The organism is Pantoea sp. PGP6, assembly GCF_053474785.1.
On sequence record NZ_JBQBMA010000002.1, the window covers coordinates 132,030 to 146,820 of the forward strand.

General features: G+C 54.8%; 18 protein-coding genes and 2 pseudogenes. 12 read left to right on the forward strand and 8 right to left on the reverse strand.

The window, feature by feature from the left end:
• Positions 1-99 precede the first annotated feature (99 nt).
• Both ACLIBF_RS21025 and ACLIBF_RS21030 read left to right on the forward strand, forming a co-directional pair.
• Complete coding sequence (locus ACLIBF_RS21025; RefSeq protein WP_448310499.1) at positions 100-951, forward strand: aldo/keto reductase; 852 nt, start codon at positions 100-102, stop codon at positions 949-951.
• 26 nt (positions 952-977) lie between these two features.
• Positions 978-1,967 (forward strand): aldo/keto reductase, encoded by a 990-nt coding sequence (locus ACLIBF_RS21030; protein ID WP_448310500.1) that lies wholly within the window; start codon positions 978-980, stop codon positions 1,965-1,967.
• Between the two features lie 34 nt (positions 1,968-2,001).
• Here the strand turns inward: ACLIBF_RS21030 and ACLIBF_RS21035 are convergent, their stop codons facing one another.
• Positions 2,002-2,895 carry a LysR family transcriptional regulator gene (locus ACLIBF_RS21035; RefSeq protein ID WP_448310501.1) on the reverse strand — a complete coding sequence of 298 codons (894 nt, stop codon included), beginning with the start codon at positions 2,893-2,895 and terminating at the stop codon, positions 2,002-2,004.
• Between the two features lie 148 nt (positions 2,896-3,043).
• Here ACLIBF_RS21035 and ACLIBF_RS21040 point away from each other — a divergent pair.
• Together ACLIBF_RS21040 and ACLIBF_RS21045 are read left to right on the forward strand one after the other, a co-directional pair.
• A pseudogene (locus ACLIBF_RS21040) lies at positions 3,044-3,822 on the forward strand (SDR family oxidoreductase).
• A 130-nt stretch (positions 3,823-3,952) separates the two neighbouring features.
• Positions 3,953-4,876 carry an IS5-like element IS903B family transposase gene (locus ACLIBF_RS21045; RefSeq protein WP_001118618.1) on the forward strand — a complete coding sequence of 308 codons (924 nt, stop codon included), beginning with the start codon at positions 3,953-3,955 and terminating at the stop codon, positions 4,874-4,876.
• Between the two features lie 290 nt (positions 4,877-5,166).
• Here the strand turns inward: ACLIBF_RS21045 and ACLIBF_RS21050 are convergent, their stop codons facing one another.
• Positions 5,167-5,583 (reverse strand): hypothetical protein, encoded by a 417-nt coding sequence (locus ACLIBF_RS21050; protein ID WP_448310502.1) that lies wholly within the window; start codon positions 5,581-5,583, stop codon positions 5,167-5,169.
• A 404-nt stretch (positions 5,584-5,987) separates the two neighbouring features.
• On the opposite strand from ACLIBF_RS21050, the gene ACLIBF_RS21055 reads away from it, so the two are divergent.
• Positions 5,988-6,380, forward strand: coding sequence for a serine hydrolase domain-containing protein (locus ACLIBF_RS21055; protein WP_448310503.1), 393 nt, complete (start codon positions 5,988-5,990; stop codon positions 6,378-6,380).
• A gap of 222 nt (positions 6,381-6,602) precedes the next feature.
• A complete protein-coding gene (locus tag ACLIBF_RS21060) occupies positions 6,603-7,151 on the forward strand; it encodes a TetR/AcrR family transcriptional regulator (protein ID WP_448310504.1) in 549 nt (182 codons plus the stop codon).
• Positions 7,152-7,168: 17 nt separating this feature from the next.
• Here ACLIBF_RS21060 and ACLIBF_RS21065 read toward each other — a convergent pair.
• Positions 7,169-8,033: pseudogene (locus ACLIBF_RS21065) on the reverse strand (LysR substrate-binding domain-containing protein).
• Positions 8,034-8,125: 92 nt separating this feature from the next.
• Between ACLIBF_RS21065 and ACLIBF_RS21070 the strand changes: the two are divergent.
• The 3 genes from ACLIBF_RS21070 to ACLIBF_RS21080 are packed head-to-tail and all read left to right on the forward strand — an operon-like array spanning position 8,126 to position 9,353.
• Complete coding sequence (locus ACLIBF_RS21070; RefSeq protein ID WP_448310505.1) at positions 8,126-8,431, forward strand: carboxymuconolactone decarboxylase family protein; 306 nt, start codon at positions 8,126-8,128, stop codon at positions 8,429-8,431.
• The gene (locus tag ACLIBF_RS21075) at positions 8,431-8,820 is read left to right on the forward strand and encodes a tautomerase family protein (RefSeq protein ID WP_448310506.1); all 390 of its coding nucleotides are present in this window, start codon (positions 8,431-8,433) and stop codon (positions 8,818-8,820) included. Before ACLIBF_RS21070 ends, ACLIBF_RS21075 begins: the two co-directional genes overlap by 1 nt.
• The gene (locus tag ACLIBF_RS21080) at positions 8,817-9,353 is read left to right on the forward strand and encodes a DUF4865 family protein (protein ID WP_448310507.1); all 537 of its coding nucleotides are present in this window, start codon (positions 8,817-8,819) and stop codon (positions 9,351-9,353) included. Before ACLIBF_RS21075 ends, ACLIBF_RS21080 begins: the two co-directional genes overlap by 4 nt.
• Here ACLIBF_RS21080 and ACLIBF_RS21085 read toward each other — a convergent pair.
• The 4 genes from ACLIBF_RS21085 to ACLIBF_RS21100 all read right to left on the reverse strand — a co-directional run bounded on the left by ACLIBF_RS21085 (position 9,333) and on the right by ACLIBF_RS21100 (position 11,533).
• Positions 9,333-9,935: a LysE family translocator gene (locus tag ACLIBF_RS21085; protein ID WP_448310508.1), complete on the reverse strand. Its 603-nt coding sequence runs from the start codon at positions 9,933-9,935 to the stop codon at positions 9,333-9,335. The two genes, ACLIBF_RS21080 and ACLIBF_RS21085, sit on opposite strands and share 21 nt — an antisense overlap.
• A 30-nt stretch (positions 9,936-9,965) precedes the next feature.
• Entirely contained in the window at positions 9,966-10,343 is a 378-nt protein-coding gene (locus tag ACLIBF_RS21090) for a RidA family protein (protein ID WP_448310509.1), read from the reverse strand.
• Positions 10,344-10,394: 51 nt separating this feature from the next.
• Positions 10,395-10,718 carry a hypothetical protein gene (locus ACLIBF_RS21095; RefSeq protein ID WP_448310510.1) on the reverse strand — a complete coding sequence of 108 codons (324 nt, stop codon included), beginning with the start codon at positions 10,716-10,718 and terminating at the stop codon, positions 10,395-10,397.
• A gap of 119 nt (positions 10,719-10,837) precedes the next feature.
• Positions 10,838-11,533 (reverse strand): B3/B4 domain-containing protein, encoded by a 696-nt coding sequence (locus ACLIBF_RS21100; protein WP_448310511.1) that lies wholly within the window; start codon positions 11,531-11,533, stop codon positions 10,838-10,840.
• 43 nt (positions 11,534-11,576) lie between these two features.
• Here ACLIBF_RS21100 and ACLIBF_RS21105 point away from each other — a divergent pair, with 43 nt between their 5' ends.
• Complete coding sequence (locus tag ACLIBF_RS21105; RefSeq protein ID WP_448310512.1) at positions 11,577-12,179, forward strand: XRE family transcriptional regulator; 603 nt, start codon at positions 11,577-11,579, stop codon at positions 12,177-12,179.
• Here the strand turns inward: ACLIBF_RS21105 and ACLIBF_RS21110 are convergent.
• Positions 12,176-12,691, reverse strand: a complete 516-nt coding sequence (locus ACLIBF_RS21110; protein WP_448310513.1) for a MarR family winged helix-turn-helix transcriptional regulator — start codon at positions 12,689-12,691, stop codon at positions 12,176-12,178. The genes ACLIBF_RS21105 and ACLIBF_RS21110 overlap by 4 nt on opposite strands.
• Positions 12,692-12,827: 136 nt before the next feature.
• Between ACLIBF_RS21110 and ACLIBF_RS21115 the strand changes: the two genes are divergently transcribed.
• Complete coding sequence (locus tag ACLIBF_RS21115) at positions 12,828-13,979, forward strand: MFS transporter (RefSeq protein WP_448310514.1); 1,152 nt, start codon at positions 12,828-12,830, stop codon at positions 13,977-13,979.
• Between the two features lie 86 nt (positions 13,980-14,065).
• Complete coding sequence (locus ACLIBF_RS21120) at positions 14,066-14,758, forward strand: aspartate/glutamate racemase family protein (RefSeq protein ID WP_448310515.1); 693 nt, start codon at positions 14,066-14,068, stop codon at positions 14,756-14,758.
• The last annotated feature ends 33 nt before the right edge of the window (positions 14,759-14,791 follow it).

Consider the following 14,791-nt stretch of genomic DNA (forward strand, 5'->3'; position numbering starts at 1 on the left):
TTAATGAATGAAATTAATTAACCCTAGCTCATTGCCCTATCTAATCGAATAAATCACTTTGCGTTATGCTTTTCCATACAACAGCTGGAGGATAACGTCATGCAAACTGTAAAACTGAACAACGGTATGGAAATGCCCCTGCTGGGTTTTGGTGTGTTTCAGATATCAGATGCCGCTGAATGCGAGAGAGCTGTCATTGATGCTATCGATACGGGGTATCGACTGATAGATACTGCGGCCTCCTACCAGAACGAAACTCAGGTAGGGAAAGCACTGAAACAGATCGGCATCGCACGTGATGAACTCTTTGTGACAACCAAGCTCTGGTTGCAGGATACCAGCTACGAAGGTGCGAAAGCGCAGTTTGAACGTTCACTGAACCGGCTGCAGCTGGACTACGTTGACCTGTATCTGATTCACCAGCCTTACGGCGATGTCCATGGCGCATGGCGTGCCATGGAAGAAATGCAACAGGCCGGCAAAATTCGCGCCATTGGCGTAAGTAACTTTCATCCTGACAGGCTTGCCGACCTTATGGCCTTCAACAAGGTTGCCCCTGCGGTAAACCAGATTGAAGTTAACCCCTTCAATCAGCAACTGCATGCTGTGCCATGGATGCAAAGTCGTGGCGTTCAGCCTGAAGCATGGGCCCCTTTTGCAGAAGGGAGAAATGGCCTGTTTCAGCATCCTGTCCTGACTGCAATGGGTGAAAAGTACGGCAAAAGCGTGGGTCAGGTTGTCCTGCGCTGGATCTTCCAGCGTGGCATTGTTTCACTGGCAAAATCTGTACGAAAAGAACGTATGGAAGAAAATATCAATATCCTTGATTTTGAACTCAGTTCTGAAGATATGCTGCAGATTGCCGCACTCGATACCGCCACCAGTGCCTTCTTCTCGCATCGCGATCCAGCGATGGTGGAATGGCTGACTGGCCGCAAACTTGATGTTTAAGTCGCGATAAAAGAGGTATTCATTCAATGCAAAAGCGTTATCTGGGAAAATCCGGGCTGGAAGTGTCAGCTCTGGGACTCGGTTGCATGGGCTTAAGCCACGGCTACGGACCAGCGACCGATACTCGTCAGGCTATTGAGCTTATTCGCGCAGCGGTTGAACGTGGCGTCACATTCTTCGATACCGCTGAGGTGTATGGCCCTTTCCTTAATGAAGAAGTTGTCGGTGAAGCCTTAAAACCGTTTCGTGACCGAGTGGTCATCGCCACTAAGTTTGGTTTTACCTTCGGCGATGACAACAAGCAGCAGATTTTAAACAGCCGTCCGGAGCATATCCGTGAAGCTGTTGAAGGGTCTTTACGTCGTCTGAAGACCGATGTCATTGATCTGCTGTATCAACACCGTGTCGACCCGGATGTTCCGATTGAAGATGTCGCGGGTACGGTAAAGGACCTGATAGCAGAAGGTAAGGTCAAACATTTCGGTCTTTCCGAAGCGGGCGCGCAAACGATTCGGCGTGCGCATGCAGTACAACCTGTCACTGCCCTGCAAAGCGAATATTCCATGTGGTGGCGTGAGCCTGAACAGGCGATCCTGCCGTTGCTGGAGGAATTGGGCATTGGTTTTGTGGCGTTCAGCCCATTAGGCAAAGGCTTCCTGACGGGTTCGATTAAGTCAGGCACCACGTTTGGCAAGGATGATTACCGTAGCACAGTACCGCGTTTCGCTGCTGAAGCGATAGAAGCCAATGAAAAGCTGGTCACTTTATTGGCGGAACTGGCTACAGAAAAAGGAGTGACGTCTGCGCAAGTCGCGCTGGCATGGTTGCTGGCTCAAAAACTATGGATTGTTCCCATACCGGGCACCACCAAACTGCATCGGCTGGCGGAAAACGTGGCTGCTGCTGATGTTATTCTTTCTCAAAATGATTTGCTTCAGGTAACAGAGGCGCTTAACACGATAAAGATCGTCGGCGAGCGTTACTCGCCTGAACATCAGGCCCGTGTCGGCCGGTAAGTCTGTAACGGGTCTGCATCAAATTGCAGACCCGTTACTCTGAGTACCGAAGCGCCTCTATCATCAGCGCAAAAGCGGGCGGATGCTGTTTACGGCTTGGGTAATAAAGATAATATCCGGGAAAGGTGGGGCACCACGCCTGCAGAACCTGAACAAGGTGACCTGACGTTACATGATCCTGAATCATATTCTCAGGCACGCACGCCAGACCAAAGCCAGATAAAACAGCGTCGATCCTTTCGGCCAGCAGGTTAAACGTGACTTGTCCCTCAACCCTGACACGTAGCGGCTTCCCATCCTTTTCAAACTCCCAGTGATAAAGACCACCGGCAGTCGGCAAACGCATATTGATGCATCGATGATTCTGCAGATCATGCGGCGACTCAGGCGCAGGGTTAGCTGCAAAATAGGATGGCGCACCAACCACTGCCATTCTCATATCGGGGCCAATCCTCACGGCAACCATGTCCTTAGCAATACTTTCGCCAAGACGAACCCCGGCATCAAAACGTCCATCGACAATGTCGACAAAACCATTATCAACCACCAGGTCGACACGGATGTCGGGATATTCCCGCAGGAAGGGTTTTAACTTTGGCCAGACCAGGCTGCGTGCGGCATGTTCTCCTGCAGATAACCGGATATTGCCTGAAGCCGTGCCATTCAGCTGAATAAGCGACTCCAGCTCCTGCTCAAGATCGGCAATACGGGGTTCAAGGCAGGCGATAATTCTCTCGCCAGCTTCTGTCGGGGCAACGCTTCGGGTGGTTCGGGTCAAAAGACGAATGTTTAACCGCTCTTCCAGTGATTTTATCGCGTGGCTAAGCGCTGACTGAGACACGCCGAGTTTGCCGGCAGCTTTAGTAAAACTTCGCTCCCTTGCCACAACAAGAAAAATCTGGAGTTCGTTGAAGTTTTCTTTAAGCATGGGCGATTTCCTTAATCAGGCATTCCCTCCAGAGAGCACTCATGAAAGGTGGTCATAGACACAATCATTTTAACTCCATTACTAAAAAATATGATAATTGATATTCTGACCATAACGAAAATAATTGTTTTATATCACAAGGTTTATTATGAAAATACGCGTTGCCGGAGTGACAGGAAGTATAGGGCTTCAAGTCATGAAAACAGCTATTGAAATGGGGCATCAACCCGTGGCTTTAGTCAGAAACCGGCGCAAAGTTAAATTGCTTCCTCATGGCGCGGATTTTTTTATGGCGATGTTTCAATGCCCGAAACATTAACTGATATGACGAAGGATATTGATGCCGTTATCTTCACGCTGGGTTCCGATGGTCAGGGGCGCGAGGGTGCCAGAGCAATAGATTATGGTGGTGTATTTAATATACTGAAACTGTTTAAGCAAAAACCTGTTCGCATTTCCTTAATGACAATGATTGGCGTTACTGAGCGGCTCAGTATGTGGAATCAACGTACTGAGGTTCACGACTGGGAAAGACGTGCTGAGCGTCTGGTCAGAGCCAGTCGGCATCCTTATACCATCGTCAGGCCGGGCTGGTTTGATTACAACAGTGATGATGAGCACCAAATTGTTATGCTTCAGGGTGATCGACGCCATGCCGGAATACCCGAGGATGGTGTGATATCTCGTGAGCAAATCGCCCAGGTGCTGATTAGTGTATTGACTGATGATGCAGCTAAAAATAAAACCTTTGAGCTGGTGACTGAAAGAGGCGAAGCACAGCAGGTTCTTACGCCATTGTTTGCGGGTTTACAGGCTGATATTCCGCTAAAAGTTGATGGGGTTTTAGATATGGATAACATGCCCTTAAGTAAAGAACCTGAGTACATTATTAACGAACTTAATTATTTTTCTGAATCCGACAGGTAAATATTATAACCCTGAGGTGTAGTTATAAATCAATGATATTTATGCCTGTCAGGGGCTTTGTTGAATAAATCGAACTTTTGCTGAGTTGAAGGATCAGATCACGTATCTTCCCGACAACGCAGACCGTTCCGTGGCAAAGCAAAAGTTCAAAATCACCAACTGGCCCACCTACAATAAAGCCCTCATCAACCGTGGCTCCATAACTTTCTGGCTGGATGATGAAGCTATTCAGGCCTGGTATGAGTCAGCAACACCTTCTTCACGAGGCAGACCTCAGCGCTATTCTGACCTTGCCATCACTACTGTGCTGGTCATTAAACGCGTATTCAGGCTGACCCTGCGGGCTGCGCAGGGCTTTATTGATTCCATTTTTTCTCTGATGAACGTTCCGCTACGCTGCCCGGATTACAGCTGTGTCAGCAGGCGGGCAAAGTCGGTTAATGTCAGTTTCAAAACGCCCACCCGGGGTGAAATCGCACACCTGGTAATTGATTCCACCGGGCTGAAGGTCTTCGGTGAAGGCGAGTGGAAAGTCAAAAAGCATGGCCAGGAACGCCGCCGTATCTGGCGTAAGCTGCATCTCGCCGTTGACAGTAAAACACATGAAATCATCTGCGCTGACCTGTCGCTGAACAACGTTACGGACTCAGAGGCCTTCCCCGGGTTAATCCGGCAAACCCACCGGAAAATCAGGTCAGCCGCCGCCGATGGCGCTTACGATACCCGGCTATGTCACGATGAACTGCGGCGTAAGAAAATCAGCGCGCTTATCCCTCCCCGAAAAGGTGCGGGTTACTGGCCCGGTGAATATGCAGACCGTAACCGTGCAGTGGCTAATCAGCGAATGACCGGGAGTAATGCGCGGTGGAAATGGACAACAGATTACAACCGTCGCTCGATAGCGGAAACGGCGATGTACCGGGTAAAACAGCTGTTCGGGGGTTCACTGACGCTGCGTGACTACGATGGTCAGGTTGCGGAGGCTATGGCCCTGGTACGAGCGCTGAACAAAATGACGAAAGCAGGTATACCTGAAAGCGTGCGTATTGCCTGAAAACACAACCCGCTACGGGGGAGACTTACCCGAAATCTGATTTATTCAACAAAGCCATTGGCTGCTTCGCGGTTGGTCTCAGGAGAAGAGAACCAGACGATTTTAATTGGCGTCCGGAACGATTTTGCCCGTTTCCTTACCTGTTAACCTCGCTTTTCTATCCTTCTCTGTACACAGCGCACAGCGACCTGAGTCCAGACAGGTCAGGTATTTTGCCTGCTGACAGGCATCAGGCTCTACGTCTGAAACCACCATAGCGGGATACAGGCCAGCTAATCCGTTCTGCTGTATTACTCTTTTTTTAGCGTAAGTGAGGCGTGTCCGGCATGCTTCAGGGAGACCATGGTGATAAGGTTATCGGCGACGGTCAGCGTCAGAACACGATTATCGTGATACCAGCGTCCTCCATTGGCTTTCCAGCCGTCAGCCATCAGTTGACCGGAGGCGACATCAATCGATTTGCCGATCAGCTGATCCAGCTTCAGGCTGGAGGCAGGGGCGTTTACGCTATTTGCCTGATTCTGCGCTCTGGTTTTTCTGATGTCGCAGGTGCCGTCGGCGTCGGTCATCTGGTTACATCCGCTGCGCTCAAGCTGGGCGCGATAGGCGCGGCTGATAGCCTGTGCGGGCGTCGCGATGCAGCTCAGTGCCGTTATTATCAACATCGCCGTTAAGATGCGGTAACCCGCAGGACCTGTGATGTTCATGGGATTTCCTCGTTTATGATCGCTTTGCTGGCACATTGATGTTTTAAGCCAAAGTGATCAAGCCACAGTGATTAAGCCACAGTGATTAAGCATAGTGCCGATGGCACTGCTGGTCAGTGCCACTGGCGGATAATGACCGGCAGTGCCGCCTGTCTCAAACATAGCCATGACCGGTGTCAGGCTGACCGCGCGAATCTACCTGTGCAGCGCCCGGCGTGAATTGATCGTGGTCAACATCGACTTCCGTTTAACGACCTGTGCTAGCCAGCCTGTTATCAGGCAGCGTTTTGCAAACCCCGGCAATCAGCTTCGGGTACATCGTCGGCCTGTGCGGCCAGCGTGAACGGAGGCTGCATCAGCCGTGATGCGTTGTATGCTTAATAGGCTAACCGTGAGGAACAGCAATGTCCGCCAGTGCCGATCAGCTCAGCAAATTGCTGGATGAAAAGCCCTGCAAAGATTTTCCGACGATATCCGTAGCCATCGGCAGAACGGACCGTCTGATCTGGCAGTACGCCGCGGGATATGCTGACCTCAGCAACCGTCTGAGAAATTCAGCCGATACTGCGTTTGGCATTGGCAGTATCACCAAAGTATTTGTCGCCGTTATCCTTCTGCAGCTTAGCGAAGAGGGGCAGATGACGCTTAACCATCCGCTCTCTGACTGGCTGGAACCCGCACAGCTTGCAGGCATCGCCAATGCCCGGGTGGCAACGATCAGGCAGCTATTGTCACATTACGCCTGGATCCCCCTGTTGGGAAGGTCAGACCGGCTGGATTCATGTTGCGCGTGGTAAATCGGATCGATGCATGCGGCGGCAGAAGCTGACTGTGCCAGCCGGTTATTCAGCAACCCAGCAGTCGTCAGGCTGGCGCATGAAATCTGCGGGGGTGGCTAAAAAGCCGGAAACCGCACGTTACTGCCCATGCATCGCCCGATAAGGTAAACTGCCAGCGATAAGTTAATGCAAATTATTTGCTTTAACTCGCCAGATCGCCGCTGAGAGCAGGAGGAACAGATGGCAAAGGAGATGATTCGTCAGGGGGGCCGCAGTGCCCGAATCCAGGCTGAAGTCCACAAAACGGTTAATCAGTTACTAAAAACCACCGATCGCGCGGTGATCACCGTGCCGATGATTGCTGAGCAGGCTGGCGTTACCCCTTCTACTATTTATCGCCGCTGGGGTGACCTGTCGCAGTTACTGGCAGACGTCGCGGTCGCCCGGCTGCGGCCGATTGCTGAACCGGAAGATACCGGTGAGATGATCGGCGATCTGACCGCTTTCATCGTGCAGTATGCTGAAGAGATGTCATCAAAAGTCGGGCGTGAAATGCTGGCCGACGTGATCGGCAGTTACAGCGGAGACGCCAGCCAGAAATGCTGTGGCTATACCGTGCAGCATCTCGAAACGCTAAACAACCGGGCATTGGCGCGCGGTGAGTCGGGCTTTGATGTCGGGCGGGTGACTGATGGGGTGGTGGCACCGGTGATGTACCACATCCTGTTTAACGATCGGGAGGTCACCGCCTCCTACTGTCAGTTACTGATCCAGCGGCTGTTTGCATAATCCGGCCGCCAGGCAGCTTATCTTTGCGTAAAAGGGAAGGCGGCCTCAATGATCAACTGTTGCAGCAAAGCGTGCGCCGGGTCATCTGCATCTTCCGGGGTGATCAGCGCAATGCCGACCTCTCCGGCATCTGGCAAGTGATGTGATGCTGTCACCAGCGTCCCCGGCATTCCGGCACGGGTGCGCAGCGTGATGCCCAATCCAGCCTGCAGGGCTGCCCAGATGCCGCTCAGGCTGTGACTGGTAAAGACAATTCGCCACGGTATTCCCGCGGCATCCAGCGACGCGGTGGCGCGCGAACGCATCAGGCAGGGCGCATCAAAGGCGACCAGGGGCAGCGGATCGCCGCGGTGTAACAGCCCGGCCAGATCAAAATCAGCATGATGTATCCAGGCTAACGGACAGTTACCGATCAGCCTGCCACACCAGCGCCATATCGAGTTGATGACAGGCCATTTCGCTGAGCAGCCTCTGGTTTCTGTCAACCTGCGCGGTAATGGTGACGCCAGGATGCTGACGGCTAAACGCGCCCAAGACCGCAGGCATCAATGACTCACCAAAATCTTCCTGCATCCCGATACGGATTTCACCCTTCAGCCCGTCACCTCTGACTGCCCGCAAAGTCTCATCGTTCAGCGTCAGCAGACGTTTCGCGTAGCTCATCAGCAACTCACCGCTATCGGTGAGTTGCAGGTGTCGTCCTTTCTTCCTGACCAGCGCGGTACCGCATTGCTGCTCCAGCTTTTTGAGCTGCGCACTTACCGCTGAGGTTGAACGGCATAAATGCCGGGCTGCCAGTGCAAAGCTACCCGTTTCAATACCGGTAACAAAGCTACGCAGCGCATCCATATCCATTGACTCGGGAACCCGGTTCACAATCATCCTGTTAAGGTGGATGGTTGATGCTGATTAATTTGATTTTCAGGATTATAACGCTGCGCGACACTCTGTCTATCTGCACAGGAGAGAAAAAAATGAAAGAGATTCTGGATCGCGAAACGCTGGCCCAACGGGCACCGAAACTGGCTGAACTGACGCAGCAGGTGCTGTTCGATAATATCTGGCAGCGCAGCGTGCTCTCCGCGCGGGAGCGCAGCCTGCTGACGCTGGCGACGCTGACCGCGCTGGGTCGGGTAGCGCAGTTACCCTGGCATGTTGATTTCGCAAGAAAAAATGGGCTGACGCAGGAAGAGCTGATCGAGGCCTTTACCCACCTGGCGTTCTACGCTGGCTGGCCCGCTGCGGTGACGGCACTGAGCTACCTTGAGGAGAACAGCTGATGCCCTTAACCCGTATTACCCTCGGCCAGGGCCATAGTGAGGCCAGCTTACAGCAGATCTCCGCGCTGTTGCACCAGACGCTGGTGGCAGAATTTGCGGTGCCGGTTGACGATTGCTTTCAGCTGTTTGAGGTGCTGCCGGCACACCAGCGAATCTTTGATCGTCACTACCTGAGTAAAGGGCGCAGCGAGGCCTTCACCCTGTTCCAGATTACCGCCGGTCGGCCACGCACGCGGCAGCAGAAGCGGCGCTTTTATCAGCAACTGTGCGCCGCATTGCAGGCCACACTGGGAATCGATCCCGATGACGTGATGGTCATCATCCAGTTCAACAGCAGCGAAGAGTGGAGCTTCAGCGGCGGCAGAATGTTAGCGGAGGTGACACCATGATAGTGATGCATTACCGCTTTACGCTGCTGGCAGATTACCCGATGACGGCGATTGAACAGCGTATCCGGCTGAACGGCGCCAGGCTGAACGGATTTCCGGGCCTGATTGCCAAAGCTTATCTCTATGCCCGGCTGGATGATGACGAACTGGCGGTGGCAGAAAACCGCTATGCGCCGCTCTATTTCTGGCAGGCTGCGCCAGCCATGCAGCGTTTTCTGCAAAGCGCGGGCTTTCAGCGTTTAGTACATGATTTTGGCTGGCCGGTGATAGAGAGCTGGCTGGCGCTGAACGGCGATACGATGCCAGACTCGCTCGATCAGGCGCGCTTTATCACGCTGCGCCGCTGGCCGATCGCCCCGCATAGCAACCTTGCCGATTTGACGAAGAATACCGGCTTCAGCGCCTGGGATGTGAGCCGCTGGCAGGGAGTGACCGTCACGGCGTCAGCCGGGCGACCCGCCGGTGAACAGGACGTTTATCGTATCGGTTATCTGGCACGCGGTGCGGCGGCGTCAGGGGATCAGACCGGATAGGGCGATAGCCAGCAGCACGATTCCGCCCAGAGTAGTGATATATTTACGCAGCGTAACGGTGCTGATGGTTCGGGTTGACGTCATCAACAGCTGGCTGGCACCGCTGAGCCAGCCCGCCATGATCACAATATGTACCGAGGCCAGCAGCATGAAATCGCGTAAATTGCCGCTCTGGCCGGTAAAGCGCGACACCACGGTCAGGTAGAGCAGAACGGCTTTGGGATTGAGCAGGTTGGCCAGTAAAGCCTGAGAAAGCGTAACTGGTTGCGGGTCGGGGCTGACAGCCTGATGGCGGGCCCGCAGTCCGATGAAGATTAACTGGCTACCCAGCCACAGCAGATAAACGGTGCCGGCAATCTGCAGAATATGAAACAGAGAGGGAAAAGCCATCAGCATTGACGAAACGCCTAATCCAACCAGCAGGGCGTGGCAATAGATCCCCAGTGCGGTACCCAGAATAATCGTCGCGACGCCGCGCCAGCCTTCGGCCAGCGCACTGTTAACCGCAAGGGTAAAACTGGCCCCCGGTGACAGCGCTATCGGTAAGATGGCAACAATGAAACCGCTATAATCGATCTGCATCGGAACAGGTTGCTCTCCGGGGGAAAACGCTCACAACGCGAATATCGCCTCAATCTCAATCCGTAAATCAGCGGAGAAAAGGCCACTGACCTGCACCAGGGAACTGGCGGGCAGATGGGAGCCGTAGTAGCGGAACAATACCTCGCGTAGTGCCTCAATGTCGCTGAATGCGGTGATGAAAATGGTCACCTTAATCAGTGAAGCCAGCGACGTCTGTTCAGCAGCGGCGATCAGTTCGAGTTGGGAAAAGATCGCTTCCGCCTGCTGCGCTATGCCGCTGTGCTGAGCGGCCGTTCCAAAGGCGGTCAGGCCGGAGACGTACAGCGTATCGCCATGTTTCACCGCATGGACATAAGGCGCTTTCACCTCGCCGAGTTGCGGATAATTTTTACGTTCAGGTTGCGGCATGATCTCTCCTTCAGGCCTGAGTCAGCTTATGCGGGGTATCGCCCGTCCGCTTTAGCGTGTCAGCTGCTGCTGACAGGCGAGAGGATCACCGGCCGCCTGCCGTTGCGCATCCGGTGATAGCTGTTGCCAGTCGTGAATCACCTGACGAGCCAGCGCCGGTTTGAATGTGATCTTCTGCAGTGCATAGTCAGAATTGCTGCCTTCAATGATCTGCTGCATCTGCGGAATAAACTGCTGCTCATCATGATGATCGATGCCGCAGAATACCGCAACGTAATAGGCTTTATCTTCACTGCTGAAATGGGGAATCAGCTGCCAGGCCGCCAGGGCCAGCACCGCCAGCAGTGGAATCATCCATTTAAGTTTCGCTTTCATCAATACCGCCACCTGCTATCTGCCAAAGAGGTTCGCCAGAACGACACTGGCCAGAGGGCGCGTATCCTGCCATATTTCCGGCGCGTCGTTAACCTCGTTTTCCTGGCGTTGAGCAGCGGTTATGCGGTGGTCGCGTCAATCAGCCTGGCGCTGATCTGCGCATCTGGCATCATCTGTTGCAGGCCGGAAACCAGATCATCACTGGCCTGTTGCAGCGCGGTCAGCGGCATTTCCGGCAGGCTTTCAAGGATAAACCACATCTGACGCGCCTGCGCATCCAGCCGGGTTCTGACGCCCTGACGCCAGTTCCAGCGACGGCAGGTGACGCCCTGATCGTCGCGCCAGATCACTTCGCCTGGCTCCGGCGATTCAAAGACCACTTCGCCCTCTTTAACCGTATCGAACGACTCGCTGCCATCCGCGATCGCCAGGCGCGGCGCACCAACGTAGGCGGCAATATTTTCCCCGCCGACCGGCAGCGCGTACTGAATGCTGATGGCATTGTAGAGATCGACAACCGGATCGATCGCGGGCATCCCGCCATCCCGCAGGACCCGCTTGCGCAGCGCGTCTGCCGAGCAGGGTGTCCGTTTCGCTTTGGCACCAAAGGCTTTGAATACCGTCGCCCAGGCCGCGAGATGGGCGTCAGCCCACTCAACGTCCTGCTCCGGTACCTGACGGCACGCCCGTTGCAACGCCTGTTCCGCAATTTCAGGATGGGCGATGGGTGCAGCCTCCACCACAATACTCATAGCGCGAAAGCCGGGTGCCAGCGCAAATACGGCCGGGTCGATTGACGGATCAACAGATAACATTGGATAATCTCTCAGTGACTAATTTATTTCATAGTAATGACCGATGACCAAAAAAGTCAATATAGCGACCGACGCGGGTGCTGACGTATCGAGCGTCAATCAGGCTGTCTCAGACAGCATTAAAAACTGGCGAAAAAGCCAGAAACTCTCGCTGGATGAATTATCCCGCCGGGCAGGCGTCAGTAAAGGCATGCTGGTGGAGATCGAGAAAGGCGAAGCCAATCCCAGCATTGCGATCTTGTGCCGGATTGCCGCTGCGCTTGGCGTCTCGGTGGCAGATATCGTCAATGTGACCCACGCACCTGCAGCCTGGCTGATCGATAAAGGCGCAATGCCCACGCTGTGGCGCGGCGAGCAGGGCGGTAGTGCGCAATTGCTGGCCGGTACCCGCGGTCCTGACATGATTGAACTGTGGCGCTGGCAGATGTTTGATGGTGAAAGGTTTAGTTCGGCGGGTCATCCTGCCGGGACGCTGGAACTGCTGCATGTTGAACAGGGTACGCTGGCGTTAACGGTTGGCGGCCAGACGTTAGTCGTGCAGCCAGGTTGTGCAGCGGTGGCGCGTACCGATATGCCACACGCCTATGCCAGCGCCGATCAACATCCGGTGGTGTTCACCATGACGGTCGCCGAACTGCACCGTTAATCTTTTTCCGCGGTGGTCAGCGTTTCACCGGGAAACGCCAGCAGCAGAGTTTTCAGCATCCCTTCCAGGGCTGCGCGTTCTGCCGCCGAAAGGGGAGCCAGCACCGCATTCTGAGTGGCAGTATGCACCGCCAGCGCCTGCTCAATACAGTGCTGACCCTGCGGCGTGAGGCCCACCAGAGTGCTGCGCTTATCGTCCGGTGACGCAACCCGCGCAATCAACCCGCGCTGTTCCAGCCGTTTCAGGCGATGGGTCATAGCACCGGAGGTCACTAACAGCGACGTATAAAGCTGAGTCGGTGACAGGCAGTATGGCGAGCCGGCCCGGCGCAGTGTCGCCAGCACATCAAACTCACCGTCATGAAAATCGTAGGGCTCCAGCGCCTGACTGCGGGCTTTTGCCAGATGTTTCATCAGGCGCAGCATTCGGCCAACGATGCGCATTGATGAGGCGTCCAGCTCTGGCATCGCGTTGTCCCACTGGCTAACGACAAAATCGATATGATCCTGCATGGTTCACCTGCTTAATGTGTGGTTATGTTGTCAGGTTGTGCTCAGCCCCTTAACGCCGGACCCATTTTATCTTAACGTTAAGATAAATAGTGACAGCCTGCTGCTGTCAGCGTTCATTCTCTCCACGGAGCCGGCTATGAAGAACACGCTGTTATTTCCCGTTATATTCGCCCTGATCGTTTTTGTTGTCGGGCTGAATCTGCGCCCGATGCTGGCGATTATCGGTCCACTGTTTCCGGCATTGCAACAGCAGGCTGATTTATCGGCGACGGCATTCAGCCTGCTGACTACGCTGCCGGTGGCGATGATGGGCCTTGCTGCCCTGGTGGGGCCGTGGCTGCTGGCGCGGATCGGTGCCGTACCGGGAATTTCGGCAGGATTGCTTTGCCTGACGCTGGCCGCGCTCTGGCGCGGTTATGCACTCTCACCGCCGCAGCTGATTCTGACTGCACTGGCTGGCGGTGCCGGTATCGGCGTGATACAAGCGCTGATGCCTGCGCTGATCCGCCAGCGTTATACCTCCGCTGCACCCACGCTGATGGCGCTGTTCAGCACCGGCATTATGGCCGGTGCGGCGTTGATGGCGGCCAGCGCCGAACCGCTGTTTTCGCTGCTCGGTTTACGTTCAGCGCTGGCCATTGCCGGTGGGCTGTCGGTCTTTACTTTATTTATCTGGCGGTCAGTTAACCGCCGGGACCCGTCTGAACATACAGTACCCGCCGCGGTTGTGCTGCCCACTGCGCGAACCTGTTTACTGTTGCTGTTTTTTGGTATCGGAACCGGGGCTTACACGCTGGTGCTGGCATGGCTGCCGCCATTTTATATCCAGGCGGGCTGGAGCGCCCGCAACAGCGGCTTTCTGCTCGCCGGGCTGACGCTAACTGAAGTGGTAGCCGGTCTGGTGATCTCGGCGGTTCAGCACCGTTTCCCCGATCGTCGAGGGTTACTGTTGCTGGTGCTGGCCCTGTTGCTGGCTGGCCTGCTTAGTCTGGTTGTGGCGCCTGGCGCGATGCCCGTGCTGTCAACGCTGCTACTCGGCATCGGAATCGGTGCGCTGTTTCCGCTGTCGCTGATCGTCACGCTGGATCATGCGCGAAACGCCAGCGAGGCGGGCGTGTTGTTATCACGGGTGCAGGGCGGCGGCTATCTGATTGCCGCCGTGATGCCGCTGGTGGCGGGCTGGGTACGTGACAGCGGCGCATCACTGACCAGTGCCTGGCTGATAATGAGCGCCGGTGTGGTGGTGCTAATGGTCATTGCCTGGCGGTTCCGACCGCTGTCAGGCTGAATGACCTGCATCAGATGCCAACAAACCGATTGCCGATAACTCGCTTTCTGGCATGCTGGAAAACAGGCAACTCTTCAGGAGCAGCAATGAAAGTCATCGGTCTGTTAGGCGGCATGTCATGGGAGTCAACCGCGCTCTACTATCGCATCCTCAATCAGCAGGTTAAACACCGGCTGGGCGGGCTGCACTCGGCGCAGCTGGTGCTTTACAGCGTCGATTTCGAACCAATTGAACAACTTCAGGCGGCCGGTGAATGGCAGCAGGCGGGTGAACGGCTGGCCGGGGCGGCACGCAGTCTGGAGCGTGCCGGGGCAGAATTTATCGTGCTGTGTACCAACACCATGCACAAAGTGGCACCGCAAATCAGTGCGGCAACCTCCCTCCCGTTGTTACACATTGCGGATGCGACCGGGCGGCGTATCCGGCAGGCCGGATTCAGTAAGGTCGGTTTGCTGGCGACCCGGTTCACGATGGAACAGGCGTTCTATCGCGGGCGGCTTGAAGAGCAATTTCATCTGGACGTGATCGTTCCGGATGAGGATGACCGCGCTTTTGTTCATCAGGTGATTTACCACGAGCTCTGTCTCGGGACCATCAATCCGGCTTCCCGCCACCGCTTTCAGCAGATTATGCAGCGTCTGGTGGCGCGGGGTGCAGAGGCGATTATTCTGGGTTGTACTGAAATCACGCTGCTGGTGGATGACAGTGATGCCAGCGTCCCGTTATTTGATACCACGCTGATTCATGCCGAAGAAGCGATCATCCAGGCGCTGGAATAGGTGTCTCTCTTTACTGCGGTAGACTCACTGCCC